The following is a 14,208-nucleotide window of genomic DNA, read 5'->3' as shown; positions in this document are numbered from 1 at the left end:
ACTAGTCATTAATAAGATAAAGAGTGTCTAATAGACACTTTTTTGATATAATGGGAGTAATAAAAACAATTAAGGAGAGAGCATGTCAGAGTATTTATCAGTTTCTCATTTGACAAAATATTTAAAATTAAAATTTGACCGCGATCCTTATTTGGAGAGAGTCTATCTGACAGGTGAAGTTTCAAATTTTAGAAGACGGCCTACGCATCAATATTTTTCTTTGAAAGATGATAAAGCCGTTATTCAAGCAACAATGTGGGCAGGTGTTTTCAAATCTCTTAAGTTTGAGATTGAAGAAGGAATGAAGCTAAATGTTATTGGTCGTATTCAATTGTATGAGCCAAATGGGTCTTATTCTATTTTAATTGAAAAAGCTGAGCCTGACGGTGTTGGTGCACTTGCAGTCCAGTTTGAACAACTCAAGAAAAAACTAACCGCTGCAGGTTATTTTGATCAAAAACACAAGCAAAAGCTTCCCCAATTTGTTAAAAAAATTGGCGTGGTGACCAGTCAAAGTGGTGCGGTTATTAGAGATATTATTACGACCGTCCAAAGACGTTTTCCTGGTGTTGAAATCTTGTTATTTCCAACTAAGGTTCAAGGGCCAGGTAGTGCCGAAGAAATTGTTGACAATATTAAAAAAGCTAATTTAAGAAGTGATTTAGACATATTGATTATTGGTCGTGGTGGTGGCTCGATTGAAGATTTGTGGAGTTTCAATGAGGAAATAGTTGTAGAAGCGATTTTTGAATCTAGACTTCCAATTATTTCAAGTGTTGGTCATGAAACGGACACTACCTTGTCTGATTTTGCGGCAGATCAAAGAGCGGCGACACCAACTGCAGCGGCTGAGCTTGCAACACCAGTTACAAAGGCAGATGTGTATCAGTATTTGAATGAAAGGCAAACACGTCTTTATCAAATAGTCATGCAACAATTGAACCAAAAAAAGGAACGTCTAACACAATTGACAAGTTCCGTTATTTTTAGGCAACCAGATCGACTTTATGATAGTTATTTACAAAAACTAGATCGACTAACCAATCAATTGACTAGTCTTTTTAAAGAAACTTATCAACAAAAAGAACATCAATCGACTTTATTGGGGAATCGTTTAGTTTCAATTGATTTGAATAAAAAAATTCGAACTTACCAAGATTACATCGAGCAAACCAATCGTTTGTTATCACATCAGATAAGGACACTTTATGAAAAGTCTTTAAAGAGGTATGAGAAATCACAAGAAGCTTTGTTGTCTCTTGATACATCACGAATCGTAGCAAGGGGTTATGCCATTGTTCATAAAGATAATCAAGTGATAGCTTCTATTCAAAAAATTGCTAAAGGAGATAATTTGGACATCCAGATGCGTGATGGTCAAATTCAAGTGGAGGTTAAAAATGTCAACGACTAAAAAAACATTTGAAGAGAATTTACAGGACTTAGAGATTATTGTTTCAAAATTAGAAAATGGTGATGTGCCTTTAGAAGAGGCCATTTCAGAATTCCAAAAAGGGATGTTGTTATCTAAAGAATTACAAAAAACATTAAATGAGGCTGAAAAAACATTAGTGAAGGTCATGCAACCTGATAATACTGAAACAGAAATGGATTAAGGAGGCACGAGTGATTGAATTGACTAATGAAGCTATTGCTTCTTATTATAAAGAAGAAATTGTTTCATCTGATTTAACCAAAGCTATTTTGTACTCGGTTAATGCAGGTGGTAAACGCCTTCGTCCTCTTTTATTTTTACTTTTGTTAGAAGGTTTTGGCATCAGTTTAACAGAAGACCACTACCCTATTGCTGCTAGTTTAGAGATGATTCATACAGGAAGTTTAATTCATGATGATTTACCAGCAATGGATGATGATGATTACCGCCGAGGCCAATTAACCAATCATAAACAATTTGATGAGGCCACTGCTATTTTAGCTGGAGACGCTTTGTTCCTTGATGCCTTTGGCTTATTAGCAACGTCTAGTTTGCCTGCTGATAAAATTGTGCAACTGGTTAAACTCTTGTCTGATGCGGCAGGTAGTAGAGGCATGGTTGGTGGACAGATGCTTGATATAAAGGGAGAACATCAAGCGTTAGAAGAAGCTGATTTGGTTGCTATTCATAGTAACAAGACAGGAAAGCTCTTGAAGTATCCGTTTCTTGCAGCCGGTATTGTTTCTGACTTGCCTAAACAAGACATTGAGCGCTTAGGCAAGGCTGGTCAACTAATTGGATTAGCCTTTCAAGTGAGAGATGACATTTTAGATGTGACTGCTGATTTTTCTGAATTGGGAAAAACCCCTAAAAAAGATATTGTCGCTGAGAAAACGACCTATCCTAGTTTATTTGGTTTAGAGCAGTCAATCAGTATTTTAAATCAGTCTCTAGATGATGCTTTACGTATCTTTGAAGAATTTGAAAACTCTCATCAGTTTGATGCTCAAAGAATCAGAACAGTGATAGAAAGGTTACGACTTGATGCCTAAAGAAAGAGTGGATGTGCTTGCTTATCGACAAGGGCTTTTTGAGACAAGAGAACAAGCTAAACGGGGGGTTATGGCTGGCTTAGTCATCTCTGTTTTAAATGGTCAACGTTTTGATAAACCAGGTGAGAAGATTGACGAGAATACTGAATTAAAAATAAAAGGTGAAAAGTTAAAATATGTCAGTCGGGGTGGTTTAAAATTAGAAAAAGCGTTAGCAGTTTTTAATCTTTCAGTGGCCGATAAGACGACAATAGATATTGGTGCCTCAACGGGTGGTTTTACTGATGTCATGCTTCAAAATGGTGCCCGCATGGTCTATGCTGTTGATGTTGGTACCAACCAACTGGTCTGGAAACTAAGACAGGATGCGCGTGTTAAAAGTATGGAGCAGTACAATTTTCGTTATGCAGATCCCAACGATTTTGCTGATAACCCACCAGTATTTGCTTCAATTGATGTTAGCTTTATTTCATTACGTTTGATTTTGCCCGCCTTATCTCAAATTCTATCTGAAAAAGGACAAGTTGTTGCTCTGGTCAAACCACAATTTGAAGCTGGGCGTGAGCAAATCGGTAAAAATGGTATTGTCAAAGATAGCGCCATTCATGAAAAAGTCCTCCAGTCTGTTTGCCAATTTGCTTTTGAAAATCATTTTAGTGTCAAACAGTTAGACTTTTCTCCCATTCAAGGCGGTCACGGGAACATTGAATTTCTTCTTTTTTTAGAGAAATCTAACCATCCTGTTAATTCAGTAAGTGATGATATTAAGCTGATTATCCAAAAAGCTCACGAATCATTTACAAGCATAGCCTAGTCATGTTATGGTACTTTTTAAATGACTAGTTTGTTTTGAATTGTTTAAAATGGTCTAGGTATAATGTCAATTTAACAATTAAAATAGAAACTAAAGTATTGAAATCTCAAGGAGAATAGCATGTTATTAGAAATTTCTATTCGTCATTTTGCTATTATTGAAAATATTTCTCTGCATTTTGACAATGGTATGACTGTTTTAACAGGTGAAACAGGAGCAGGGAAGTCGATTATCATTGATGCTATGAATATGATGCTTGGAGCTAGAGCAAACTCTGATGCTGTTCGACATGGTGCTCAAAAGGCTGAAATTGAAGGTTTGTTTGATATTTCCCACAAGGCAAGTCTTAAGCAGTTATTAGTAGAAAATGGTATTGATAGTAGCGGTGAATTGATTATCCGCAGAGAAATACATAGTAATGGTCGAAGTGTTAGTCGTATCAATGGTCAAATGGTGAATCTTTCTGTTCTTAAAGAAGTGGGTCAACAATTGGTTGATATTCATGGACAACACGATCAAGAAGAATTGATGAAACCATCGCAACATATTGTGATGTTAGATCAATTTGGCTCAAAAGAGTTCCAAGAAATAAAGAAAAATTATCAAAACCTTTTTGACGACTACAAAGAACTAAGGAAACGTGTTCTTCTTCAAAAAAAGAATGAAAATGATAATAAGGCTAGAATTGAAATGTTAGCCTATCAAATCTCAGAAATTGAAAGTGCCGATTTGAAAACAAACGAAGATGAGCTCTTGCAAGAAGAACGTCACCGCATAATGAATCATAAAAAAATAGCAGATGCTTTGGCAGAAACCTATCATCAATTAGATGATGACGAGTTTTCTAGTTTGAGTCATATTAGATCGGCTATGAACGAGATAGACAGTATTGAAAGCTATGATAGTCGTTATCAAGAAATTTCCAAGGATATTCAAGAATCCTACTATGTTTTAGAAGATGTCACTAAACGTTTGTCTGATATTATTGATGATTTAGATTATGATCCTAACCGTTTATTAAGTATTGATAGTCGTTTAGATGTTATTAATACTATCACCAGAAAATATGGTGGCACGGTCAACGATGTTTTGGATTATCTGATTAATATTCAAAAAGAATATCAGTTGCTAACAGTTGGTGATGAAACGATGGATGATAGTGAAGCGAGGTTAAAAAAACTAGAACAATCACTTTTATCTGCTGTTAAGACTTTGAGCCAAAAACGTCATGATATTGCCAAAACATTGGAAAAAAATATCAAACAAGAATTAAAAGATCTTTATATGGAGAAGGCTGAGTTTAAAGTTGTTTTTTCTGAAAGTAAGTTTAACCGACTTGGCAATGAAAATGTCACCTTCTACATTTCAACAAATCCTGGAGAATCCTTTAAACCCCTGATTAAAGTGGCATCAGGTGGTGAATTGTCGCGCTTGATGCTAGCCATTAAAACAGTCTTTTCGAAATCACTTGAAAGAACAAGTATTGTTTTTGATGAGGTTGATACAGGTGTTTCAGGAAGGGTAGCACAAGCCATTGCAGAAAAAATTCACTTGATTTCACAACACGGTCAAGTACTAGCTATTTCTCATTTACCACAAGTTATTGCTAAAGCCGATCATCAATTTTTCATTGAAAAAACAAGCGATAATACCTCAACGGTATCAACAGTGAGATTATTAAACACAGATGAACGGATTGAGGAAATTGCAAAAATGTTAGCTGGAAATGACGTGACTGATACGGCACGCGCACAAGCAAAAGAATTATTAAATAAAAAATAGTCAGTTAGAAAGTGACTTACTTAATAACTTATGATTTTCTAGTGTTATCTGTCTGAGATAAACAGAATCATATGTTATAAAAAAAGAGATTGGAAGAAAATTTCCAATCTCTTTTTAATGGACAATACTTTTAAACATAGTAATAAATGGATAACCACATTAATAAGGCAGCAACTAGGATAAAACAATGCCAAACGACATGATTGTAAGGGAATTTAATGGCATAAATAAGAGCACCAATAGTATAGGTGACACCCCCAAGAAAGAGCAGTAAAACACCATTAAAAGGTAAATTATCCCAAAGAGGTTTTGCAGCAAAAACAATTAACCATCCCATGATAATATATAACAGGGTAGATAGTTTTGAGATATTTTTTTGTGGTTTTAAAAAAATAATTTTCATACTAACGCCGATAATGGCACAAGCCCAAACAAGAATAAGTAGCACCCAGCCAACCCATCCCTTTAGTGTTAGTAAGCAATAAGGTGTATAGGTTCCTGCAATTAATAAAAAAATAGCTGAGTGATCAAACACTTTAAAAAGCCTTTTGAATTGACTAAAAGATAAGACATGATAAAGTGTTGACGACAGAAATAAAGCAATGAGGGTAGCACCGTAAATGCTATAGGCCACTAGTTCTAATTGAGACTGATGTGTTGTTGCTTTGTTGAGCAATAATACTAAGCCAATAATGGCCAGTATCACACCAATGGTGTGCGTTATGGCATTTAGCACTTCGTTAATAAGATTGTAATACTTTGCTGTCATAAAATCCCCCCAATTTAATATTTATTTGTTATAATGATAACATAAACATTAAAAAAAGCACAAAGAAGAGGTTAAAATGGCAAATATTAAATTAGTGACAGATTCTTCTATCACAATAGAGTCTGAACTTCTTGAAAAATACAACATCACGGTAGTTCCTTTGTCTGTAATGGTTGATGGGATACTTTATTCTGATAATGATCTTAAAGAAGGTCAATTCTTGAATATGATGAAAAATAGTACTCACCTTCCTAAGACCAGTCAACCTCCTGTAGGATTGTTTGCTGAAACTTATGAAAACATATTAAAAGAAGGTTTCGATACTATTATTTCTATTCATATCACTCATTCCTTGTCTGGCACCGTTGAAGCAGCTCGTCAAGGAGCGGCTCTTGCTGGCGGAGATATCATTGTTTTAGATTCTTCTTTTACTGATCAAGCAATGAAATATCAAGTTGTTGAAGCCGCAAAACTCATTCAAGAAGGTGCAAGCCGTGAAGATGTTCTAGCTAGAATAGAAGAAGTTAAAAATAAAACAGAATTATTTATTGGTTTATCGACACTTGAAAACCTTATCAAAGGTGGTCGTGTGAACAGAGTTGCTGGCATGATTAGCTCCTTGTTTAATATTAAAATTGTTATGGCACTACAAAACCATGAACTACACCCGGTAATTAAAGGAAGAGGCACAAAAACCTTCTTTAAATGGGTGGAACAATTAAAACATGACATTGAAAGTAAAACAGTGGCTGAAATCACAATTTCTTATGCGGGGACTCCTGAATTTGCAAACCAATTGAAAGAGCAATTACAAGGATTAGTCACCGAAAATATTGTTATTTTAGAGACTGGTTCTATCATCCAAACGCATACAGGAGAAGGCGCATTTGCCATCATGATCCGTTATGAATAAAAAAATAGTAATAAGAGATAGTCTCTTTTTTATCAGTTTACTAGTAGTCTTTTCAAGTTTATTTTTCATTTTTATCCCTCAATCAGATGCTCAGCTAACTAAAAATGATTTTTTAGAGAGTGAGACAGCAAAACTACGTTATGTTGCCTTAGGAGACTCTTTGACACAGGGAACAGGCGATTCCACAAACCAAGGTGGTTTTGTTTCTTTGTTATCTGATCAGTTAGAATCAGCTGATAACTATCATGTCACTTCCAATAATTTTGGTGTTGCTGGTAATACTAGTCGACAAATATTGAAAAGAATGACTAAAGACGATACTATATTACCGGCTATTAAAAAAGCAGATCTTATGACCCTCACGGTAGGTGGCAATGATGTCATGGCTGTGATAAGAAAGAATTTAAGTCATCTTGAGATTTCTTCATTTGATCAACCTCAAGCAGATTATCAAGAACGATTACGTCAAATCATTGACTTATCAAGACAAGAAAATGATGATTTACCCATTTATATTCTTGGTATTTATAATCCTTTTTATCTTAATTTCCCAGAAATTGTTGAAATGCAGGAAATTATTGATCGTTGGAACAAGGCAACTGCTGATGTTACTTTAGAATATGACAATGTTTATTTTGTTCCAATTAATGATCTACTATACAAAGGTTATGATGGTCAAGAAGGAATTGTTGAAACAGATGAGACGGCAACTACTGTGATTAACAATACCTTATTTGAAGAAGATCATTTTCACCCTAACAACATAGGGTATCAAATTATAGCCAATGCAATGATGGAGAAAATTAATGAAACAAGAGACAAATGGTAAATTAAGAAATTATTGGAAGTATGCCTTTTTAATCCTTCTGGCTTTAAATCTTAGTTTTATTGGTGTCATCGCTTCCAGAGTTTTAAAGGATAGAGAACCACAAAAAATAGCAGTTTCTAACCAAACAACTGATGATTTTAAAGTTGGTCAAATTTCAACCACTAAAGAGCAGCTAAACAAAACGTTAGCTGCCTACCTTAAAGAGTATCAAACCTCAGACTTAACCTACAACATTTATATTAGTTCTCAATCTATTTTATTTGAAGGCACCTATAAAATCTTAGGTTATGATGTCCCTCTTTATGTGTATTTTGAACCCTATAAATTATCAAGTGGTGCTATTCAGTTAAAAATCACGTCTATTTCTGCAGGAACACTCCCACTACCAGAAAAAGATGTCTTAAAATACATTAAGAATACCTATAAGATTCCAGACTTTGTTGAAATCTTACCTGATGAAGCTACTATTAATGTGAACATTCAATCTATGACGATAGACAACAAGATTTATTTGAAAGCAACAACGCTAGATTTAATTAATGATACGATTAGTTTTGATATCTATCAAAAATCAATAAAATAACATTAAATACTTGACCAAATAATATTTTTTAGGTATGATAATACTTGTTAGAGCGATAAGCTCATAAATATATTGGAGGAATTGTTAAATGGCTAACAAGCAAGATTTGATTGCAAAAGTGGCAGAAGCTACTAAATTAACTAAAAAGGATTCTGCAGTAGCAGTAGACGCTGTTTTTGGAGCAGTTTCAGATTACCTTTCAAAAGGTGAAAAAGTTCAATTAATTGGTTTTGGTAACTTTGAAGTTCGTGAACGTGCAGCTCGTAAAGGTCGCAACCCACAAACTGGTAAAGAAATCCAAATCGCAGCTTCAAAAGTACCTGCTTTCAAAGCTGGTAAAGCTCTTAAAGACGCTGTTAAATAATAGAACATTAAAAAGCCAATCATATCAAGTGTTTACGCTTGTGTGATTGGTTTTTTTTATGGAAAAGGGGCAGAAAAGGGGTAATAAAGTAGGGATTATCTTATTATAGTTTAATCAAATTAAAAAAAGAAAAATCAATTGTGGAGGGGACTATGATTGAATATAAAACATTTCACTCAGAACGAATTGATGAGGTATATCAGATTTATCGTGAAAATCAATGGTCAGAATATTTAAGCGACAAAAATAAACTTTCTCGTGCTTTTGAGCAATCTCTTTATGTTCTAGGCGCTTTTGAAAAGAATCAATTGGTTGGTTTGGCGAGGTGTATTGGTGATGGGGAATTTATCCTTTACGTTCAAGATATCATTGTCAAACCCTCACACCATAGAAAAGGAATTGGTAGAGAATTGATGAGACGCTTATCTTTGAAATACCCTACGATTCGTCAATTTATGTTAATCACTGACAAAAATGATGACATCTCTAATGCTTTTTACCAATCATTAGGATTTTCTAAAGATCTTAATGGTTACCCCATTAATCATTATTTTAGAAGTCAACCGATTGATTAAACTAGATTTTAGGAGAGTTTGTCAATGATATAACAAAAAAAGCATATCCAATGGATATGCTTTTTTATCATTATCTTGCTTATTGTGCAGCGTTTGCGTCTTTGAGACCGTATTTTTTGTTGAAACGGTCCACACGTCCGTCTGCTTGTGTGAATTTTTGACGTCCTGTATAGAATGGGTGTGAATCTGATGAAATTTCCACACGAATTAGTGGGTAAGTTTCACCTTCAAATTCAACAGTTTCTTTAGTTGGTTTTGTTGAACCACTAAGGAATTGGTAACCAGTTGAAGTATCAAGAAATACTACTGGACGGTAATCTGGATGGATATCTTTTTTCATTATGTCATTTTCCTTTCTGCCATAACCCTTTTTGAGTCATAGTTTAATAACTCTATTAGTTTATCAAAATTTTAATGATTTGACAACCTTTTTCTCTATTTTTTTACTGGTTAGTTACTGTTTTTTTCTTGTTTGACTGCGTCTCTTAATTCTTGGTAGATAGCGTCATTTTCTTCATCGGAATAAGAATTAGCACCACTAGCAAGAGGATGCCCCCCACCATCATGATTTTTGGCAATACCATTAATAACAACGGTCTTGCTTCTTAAACGGACGCGGTAATGACCATCGGCTTGTTCAACAAAGATTGCCCAAGTCACAATTGAGTCAATTTTACCTGGTGCAGAGACAATGGCTGCAGTTTCTGCATCACTGACTTGGAATTTATCCATGATCTCTTTGGTAAGAAAAACACGAGCGACGCCATTTTCATCAATTTCCAAATGGTCATAGACAAATCCTTGAAGTTTAGCAATTTTGTAAGGGAAGGAATCCATTTGCCTAGACACTTCCGAAAAATCAAAATCAAATTGGCGTAGTTGGCTAGCAATCTTTAAAGTTTTACTACTGGTTGCGGGATAAAGAAAACGCCCAGTGTCTCCTACAATACCCGCATAAAGGAGACGAGCAGCGTCTGAGGTTAATTCTAGCTGCATTTGATAAGCAAAATCAGCAATGATTTCACTGGCACTTGATGCATTAGTATCAACAAGATAAAGGTTGCCATATGGGTCATCATTAGGATGATGGTCCATTTTAATTAGAAAATTACCCTTACTGTAACGTTTATCATCAATACGAGGCGTATTTGCTGTGTCAGTCACGATAACCAAAGCATTTTTATAATCGTCATCTAAAACAGTATCCATTTTTGCTAACCATTCTAATGTAGGTTCATTAAAACCAGTGGCTAGTACTTTTTTTTCTGGGAAATTGTGCTGAAGTAATCGTTTCAATCCAACCTGACTACCAATAGCATCAGGATCAGGTTTCATATGACGATGAATAATAATGGTCTCATATTTTTTAATCGTTTCTAAAATGGTTTTATAGGTTGTCATAAATTATCCTTATCTGTTTTTGTTAATATCATATCAATGTGAGGGATGTCGTCTTCAAGATACTCTTTAGAAATAGCTTGAAAGCCAAACTCATGGTAAAAATCTTTTAGGTAAGCTTGAGCCTGAGCAAAGAGAGGGTATTCTGGGTAGTTTTTTTGCCAAAAACGAATAGCTTCTAATACCAGTTCTTTGCCTAATCCTTTTTGACGATATAAAAGAGGAACTAATACACGTCCTAGTTTCACCTGATGGTCTAAAGGAATAAGACGACAATAAGCCGTAAGTTTTTTATCTTCCATGTGAAAGAGATGAATAGCAGTTAAATCTTCATCATCTACCTCTTGGTAAGCACAGTTTTGTTCAACAACAAACACTCGAACGCGTTCTTTCAAAATGATGAATAATTCTTCAGAGGTTAGTTGGTCAAAACGTTTATAATACCACATAGATAACTCCTCCCAATAATATTCAAAATATATCACAGAAAAACTGGAAAATCAAGAGAAATATGTTATGATATAAAGCAACATCACAACTGAAAGAAGCATGATATGACTAATAATAAATGGCATCATTTAAAAAAAGTAGAACTCCATTGTCACCTTGATGGATCCTTATCTCTGGAAGCAATAAGACAGTTGGCAGCAATGGCAAGTATTGCTATACCAAGTTCTGATGATGCTTTAAGAAGATTAGTGACGGTTACCAAAGACTCTAATAACCTTATAGATTATTTGAAAACCTTTGATTTTATCAGACCATTATTACAAACCAAAGAGGCGCTTTCTCTTGCGGCGTATGATGTGGTGAAACAAGCAGCAAAAGAAAATGTTATCTATATTGAAGTGCGGTTTGCACCGGAATTATCAATGGATCAAACTCTCTCTGCTCTTGAAACTGTTGATGCAGTTCTTGATGGACTAAATAGAGCAATGAAAGATTATGATGTGATAGCACGTCTATTAGTGTGTGGTTTGAAACAAAGTTCGAAAACACTCACAGAAGATATTTTTAAAGAAGTGGTTAGGCTATCAACAAAAGGTCTAGTTGGTTTTGATTTTGCTGGAAATGAAGCTGACTTTCCAACCTCTGAGTTAAAGGATATTATTAAAACCACACAAGACTTGGGTCTTCCTTTAACGTTTCATGCAGGAGAGTGCCATTGTCCTAACAATATCAGCTATGGTATAGATCTTGGTATCAAACGTTTTGGTCATGTCACAGCTTTGTATCAACAACCTGAATTAATCAAGGCCTTTATAGCATCAGATGCTACAGCAGAAATGTGTTTAACTAGTAATCTGCAAACAAAGGCTGCAAGAAATATTGCAGAATTTCCATATCAATTATTTTATGAAGCTGGTCTTAAAATGACCATTAATACAGATAATCGAACTGTTTCTAATACTAATTTAACTAAAGAGTATGCCTTGTATCATCAGTATTTTAATACAACTATTTCTGACTTTTATCACTTCAATCAACATGCGATTCTAGCTAGTTTTACCACAAATAAAGAAAAGGCTCATCTATTAAAGCTTTTAAAAGAGAATTATGAAGTTTACCTTTCATAATGCCATTGTTTTCTAATCACAAATTATGATATAATAAAACCATTATTACGAGGAGGAAACTATGGCTTTTGCACAAATTGTTTATGCTAGTATGACAGGAAACACAGAAGAGATTGCTGATATTGTTGCTAAAAAACTAGAAGATCTTGGACATACTGTAGATGTTAATGAGTGTACCACTGTTGATGCTAGTGACTTTGAAGATGGCGATATTGTTATTGTTGCAACCTACACATACGGTGAGGGTGAACTGCCAGATGAAATCATGGATTTCTACGATGATTTAAAAGAACTAGACCTTTCTGGAAAAATCTATGGTGTTGTAGGTTCAGGTGATACGTTTTATGATAATTTCTGCCAATCAGTTGATGACTTTGAGGATGCTTTTGCTATGACAGGAGCGACCAAAGGTGCTGATAGTGTCAAAGTTGACTTGGCTGCTGAAGAAGAGGACATTGAACATCTAGAAGCTTTTGCTGAAAAATTATCTAATATGCTTACTGATTAAAACAAAGGCTTACCATTGGTAGGTCTTTTACTTTGTCTAATGAGAATATAAATGAAGCCTTTAGCTAGCTTGTCAAGTGACTTATAATCCTTTATAATGAAATAAACTTTTAGAACAGGAGTTGTTATGACATTAGATAAAAGTCGTCAAGAAATTGATCTTATTGATAAAACACTTATTAGTCTTTTAGAAAAGCGAATGGCACTGGTTAGTCAAGTTGTTTCCTATAAAAAAACTCATAAAATGCCTATTTTAGATCAAAATAGAGAAGAGACCATTTTAAAAAAAGTCGCTCAAGAAGTTAAGAACCCTATGTATCAAGAATCAATTGTTGCGACTTTTAAAGACATCATGACGCATTCAAAAACTTTTCAAGAAAAGAGATTAAGAGATGACAATTAATCAAAAAACAGTCCTAATGTTTATCAAAAAAAATTTACTCTTTATCGTACTGGGTCTAGTGATAGGTTTAATCACTGGTGCCTTTGATATGGTCTTTGGTAGAGTTCTGCTTTTGATAGGTGAGATTAGAACAGAATACCCTTTATTTTTTATTCCATTTTTAGGACTTGCTGGTTTGGTTATTTTATATTTGTATCAACACTATGGTGGAAGAGCTAATGGTGGCATGGGTTTAGTCTTTCGAGTGGGACATGGAAAAGAACAAAGCATTCCTAAGCGTCTAATTCCCTTGATTATCCTTACAACCTGGTTAACTCATCTATTTGGTGGGAGTGCTGGTCGTGAAGGAGTGGCAGTTCAAATTGGTGCTACCGTCTCAAATTTTTTTACAAATACTTTTGATGATGCTAATCGTCGTTTATTTTTGATTACTGGTATGGCAGCTGGTTTTGCTGGTCTGTTTCAAACGCCCCTTGCTGCCACCTTATTTGCTATTGAGGTGCTGTTCATTGGTCGAATGAGATTGTCTGCTTTGGTACCTGTTTTGGTGGCTTCTTATACGGCTAGTGCCACCTCTCAGTTTTTAGGATTAGAACATTTTGCAGTGCCAATTAATGTCTCTTTAGCGATAACTCCCATTTTATTTATCAAATTAGCTGTATTAGGACTACTTTTTGGTTTGGCAGGAAATGTTTTTGCCTTAGGTTTAAAAAATTTAAAAAGTTGGCTAGCTGAAAAATTACCTAATGCTTATCTTCGTATAGCTCTTATTGGATCCATATTAGCAGTAGTTTTTCTTTTATTAGATATGGGACGTTATTCAGGCCTTGGGACAAATCTCATTGCCGCTAGTTTTTCTGGCGAGACTATTTTAAGCTATGATTGGCTTTTAAAATTAGTCTTAACTATACTAACACTGGCAATTGGTTTTCAAGGAGGAGAAGTCACTCCTTTGTTTGCTATCGGTTCAAGTTTAGGTGTTGTTTTAGCTCCAATCTTTGGCTTGCCCATCTCTTTAGTAGCTGCTCTTGGTTATGCCAGTGTATTTGGGAGTGCCACAAGTACTTTCTTAGCCCCTATCCTAATTGGTGCTGAGGTGTTTGGAATGACCAATCTTCCTTATTTCTTTATCGTTATGGTTTTTAGTTTAAGCTTTGGGAAGAAAAATAGTATTTACGGCGAACAAAAATATTAGTTAAGCATTAAA

At 34.8% G+C, this 14,208-nt stretch carries 18 protein-coding genes; 14 read left to right on the top strand and 4 right to left on the bottom strand.

The genetic code is table 11. The features are described from left to right. Positions 1–82 precede the first annotated feature (82 nt). The 5 genes from xseA to recN all read left to right on the top strand — a co-directional run bounded on the left by xseA (position 83) and on the right by recN (position 5,083). Positions 83–1,414, top strand: coding sequence for an exodeoxyribonuclease VII large subunit (xseA, locus tag JHK62_RS04855; protein ID WP_199575611.1), 1,332 nt, complete (start codon positions 83–85; stop codon positions 1,412–1,414). Further along, positions 1,401–1,616, top strand: a complete 216-nt coding sequence (locus JHK62_RS04850; protein ID WP_199575609.1) for an exodeoxyribonuclease VII small subunit — start codon at positions 1,401–1,403, stop codon at positions 1,614–1,616. Before xseA ends, JHK62_RS04850 begins: the two co-directional genes overlap by 14 nt. A 10-nt stretch (positions 1,617–1,626) precedes the next feature. Further along, on the top strand, positions 1,627–2,487 hold the full coding sequence (locus JHK62_RS04845) for a polyprenyl synthetase family protein (protein ID WP_425507447.1): 861 nt from the start codon (positions 1,627–1,629) through the stop codon (positions 2,485–2,487). Then, positions 2,480–3,301: a TlyA family RNA methyltransferase gene (locus JHK62_RS04840; RefSeq protein ID WP_199575607.1), complete on the top strand. Its 822-nt coding sequence runs from the start codon at positions 2,480–2,482 to the stop codon at positions 3,299–3,301. Before JHK62_RS04845 ends, JHK62_RS04840 begins: the two co-directional genes overlap by 8 nt. Before the next feature lie 120 nt (positions 3,302–3,421). Beyond that, positions 3,422–5,083: a DNA repair protein RecN gene (gene recN / locus JHK62_RS04835; protein ID WP_199575605.1), complete on the top strand. Its 1,662-nt coding sequence runs from the start codon at positions 3,422–3,424 to the stop codon at positions 5,081–5,083. A gap of 130 nt (positions 5,084–5,213) precedes the next feature. Here recN and trhA read toward each other — a convergent pair whose 3' ends face one another. After that, positions 5,214–5,852, bottom strand: coding sequence for a PAQR family membrane homeostasis protein TrhA (gene trhA / locus JHK62_RS04830; protein WP_199575603.1), 639 nt, complete (start codon positions 5,850–5,852; stop codon positions 5,214–5,216). A gap of 76 nt (positions 5,853–5,928) precedes the next feature. Between trhA and JHK62_RS04825 the strand changes: the two genes are divergently transcribed. The 5 genes from JHK62_RS04825 to JHK62_RS04805 all read left to right on the top strand — a co-directional run bounded on the left by JHK62_RS04825 (position 5,929) and on the right by JHK62_RS04805 (position 9,116). Then, on the top strand, positions 5,929–6,765 hold the full coding sequence (locus JHK62_RS04825) for a DegV family protein (protein WP_199575601.1): 837 nt from the start codon (positions 5,929–5,931) through the stop codon (positions 6,763–6,765). After that, positions 6,758–7,594, top strand: a complete 837-nt coding sequence (locus JHK62_RS04820) for an SGNH/GDSL hydrolase family protein (RefSeq protein ID WP_199575600.1) — start codon at positions 6,758–6,760, stop codon at positions 7,592–7,594. Before JHK62_RS04825 ends, JHK62_RS04820 begins: the two co-directional genes overlap by 8 nt. Continuing rightward, complete coding sequence (locus tag JHK62_RS04815; protein WP_199575599.1) at positions 7,572–8,177, top strand: YpmS family protein; 606 nt, start codon at positions 7,572–7,574, stop codon at positions 8,175–8,177. The genes JHK62_RS04820 and JHK62_RS04815 overlap by 23 nt, the downstream gene beginning before the upstream one ends. A gap of 88 nt (positions 8,178–8,265) precedes the next feature. Next, on the top strand, positions 8,266–8,541 hold the full coding sequence (locus tag JHK62_RS04810; protein ID WP_199575598.1) for an HU family DNA-binding protein: 276 nt from the start codon (positions 8,266–8,268) through the stop codon (positions 8,539–8,541). A gap of 152 nt (positions 8,542–8,693) precedes the next feature. Beyond that, positions 8,694–9,116, top strand: coding sequence for a GNAT family N-acetyltransferase (locus JHK62_RS04805; protein WP_213087404.1), 423 nt, complete (start codon positions 8,694–8,696; stop codon positions 9,114–9,116). Positions 9,117–9,195: 79 nt separating this feature from the next. Here the strand turns inward: JHK62_RS04805 and JHK62_RS04800 are convergent, their stop codons facing one another. The 3 genes from JHK62_RS04800 to JHK62_RS04790 all read right to left on the bottom strand — a co-directional run bounded on the left by JHK62_RS04800 (position 9,196) and on the right by JHK62_RS04790 (position 10,963). Beyond that, positions 9,196–9,456 (bottom strand): type B 50S ribosomal protein L31, encoded by a 261-nt coding sequence (locus tag JHK62_RS04800; RefSeq protein ID WP_018370011.1) that lies wholly within the window; start codon positions 9,454–9,456, stop codon positions 9,196–9,198. 110 nt (positions 9,457–9,566) lie between these two features. Beyond that, positions 9,567–10,517 carry a DHH family phosphoesterase gene (locus tag JHK62_RS04795; protein WP_199575597.1) on the bottom strand — a complete coding sequence of 317 codons (951 nt, stop codon included), beginning with the start codon at positions 10,515–10,517 and terminating at the stop codon, positions 9,567–9,569. After that, entirely contained in the window at positions 10,514–10,963 is a 450-nt protein-coding gene (locus JHK62_RS04790; RefSeq protein ID WP_199575596.1) for a GNAT family N-acetyltransferase, read from the bottom strand. Before JHK62_RS04790 ends, JHK62_RS04795 begins: the two co-directional genes overlap by 4 nt. A 105-nt stretch (positions 10,964–11,068) precedes the next feature. Between JHK62_RS04790 and add the strand changes: the two genes are divergently transcribed. The 4 genes from add to JHK62_RS04770 all read left to right on the top strand — a co-directional run bounded on the left by add (position 11,069) and on the right by JHK62_RS04770 (position 14,196). After that, complete coding sequence (gene add, locus JHK62_RS04785; protein ID WP_199575595.1) at positions 11,069–12,091, top strand: adenosine deaminase; 1,023 nt, start codon at positions 11,069–11,071, stop codon at positions 12,089–12,091. A 61-nt stretch (positions 12,092–12,152) separates the two neighbouring features. Then, positions 12,153–12,599 (top strand): flavodoxin, encoded by a 447-nt coding sequence (locus tag JHK62_RS04780; protein WP_199575593.1) that lies wholly within the window; start codon positions 12,153–12,155, stop codon positions 12,597–12,599. A 126-nt stretch (positions 12,600–12,725) separates the two neighbouring features. Then, positions 12,726–13,001: a chorismate mutase gene (locus tag JHK62_RS04775; RefSeq protein WP_199575591.1), complete on the top strand. Its 276-nt coding sequence runs from the start codon at positions 12,726–12,728 to the stop codon at positions 12,999–13,001. After that, positions 12,991–14,196, top strand: a complete 1,206-nt coding sequence (locus JHK62_RS04770; RefSeq protein ID WP_199575589.1) for a chloride channel protein — start codon at positions 12,991–12,993, stop codon at positions 14,194–14,196. The genes JHK62_RS04775 and JHK62_RS04770 overlap by 11 nt, the downstream gene beginning before the upstream one ends. Positions 14,197–14,208: the final 12 nt, after the last annotated feature.

Origin of the sequence: Streptococcus pacificus (assembly GCF_016481305.1) — a bacterium.
Taxonomy (GTDB): Bacteria; Bacillota; Bacilli; order Lactobacillales; family Streptococcaceae; genus Streptococcus; species Streptococcus pacificus.
The sequence above is the reverse complement of the archived record's forward strand: the minus strand, read 5'-3'. Positions and strand labels throughout refer to the sequence as shown.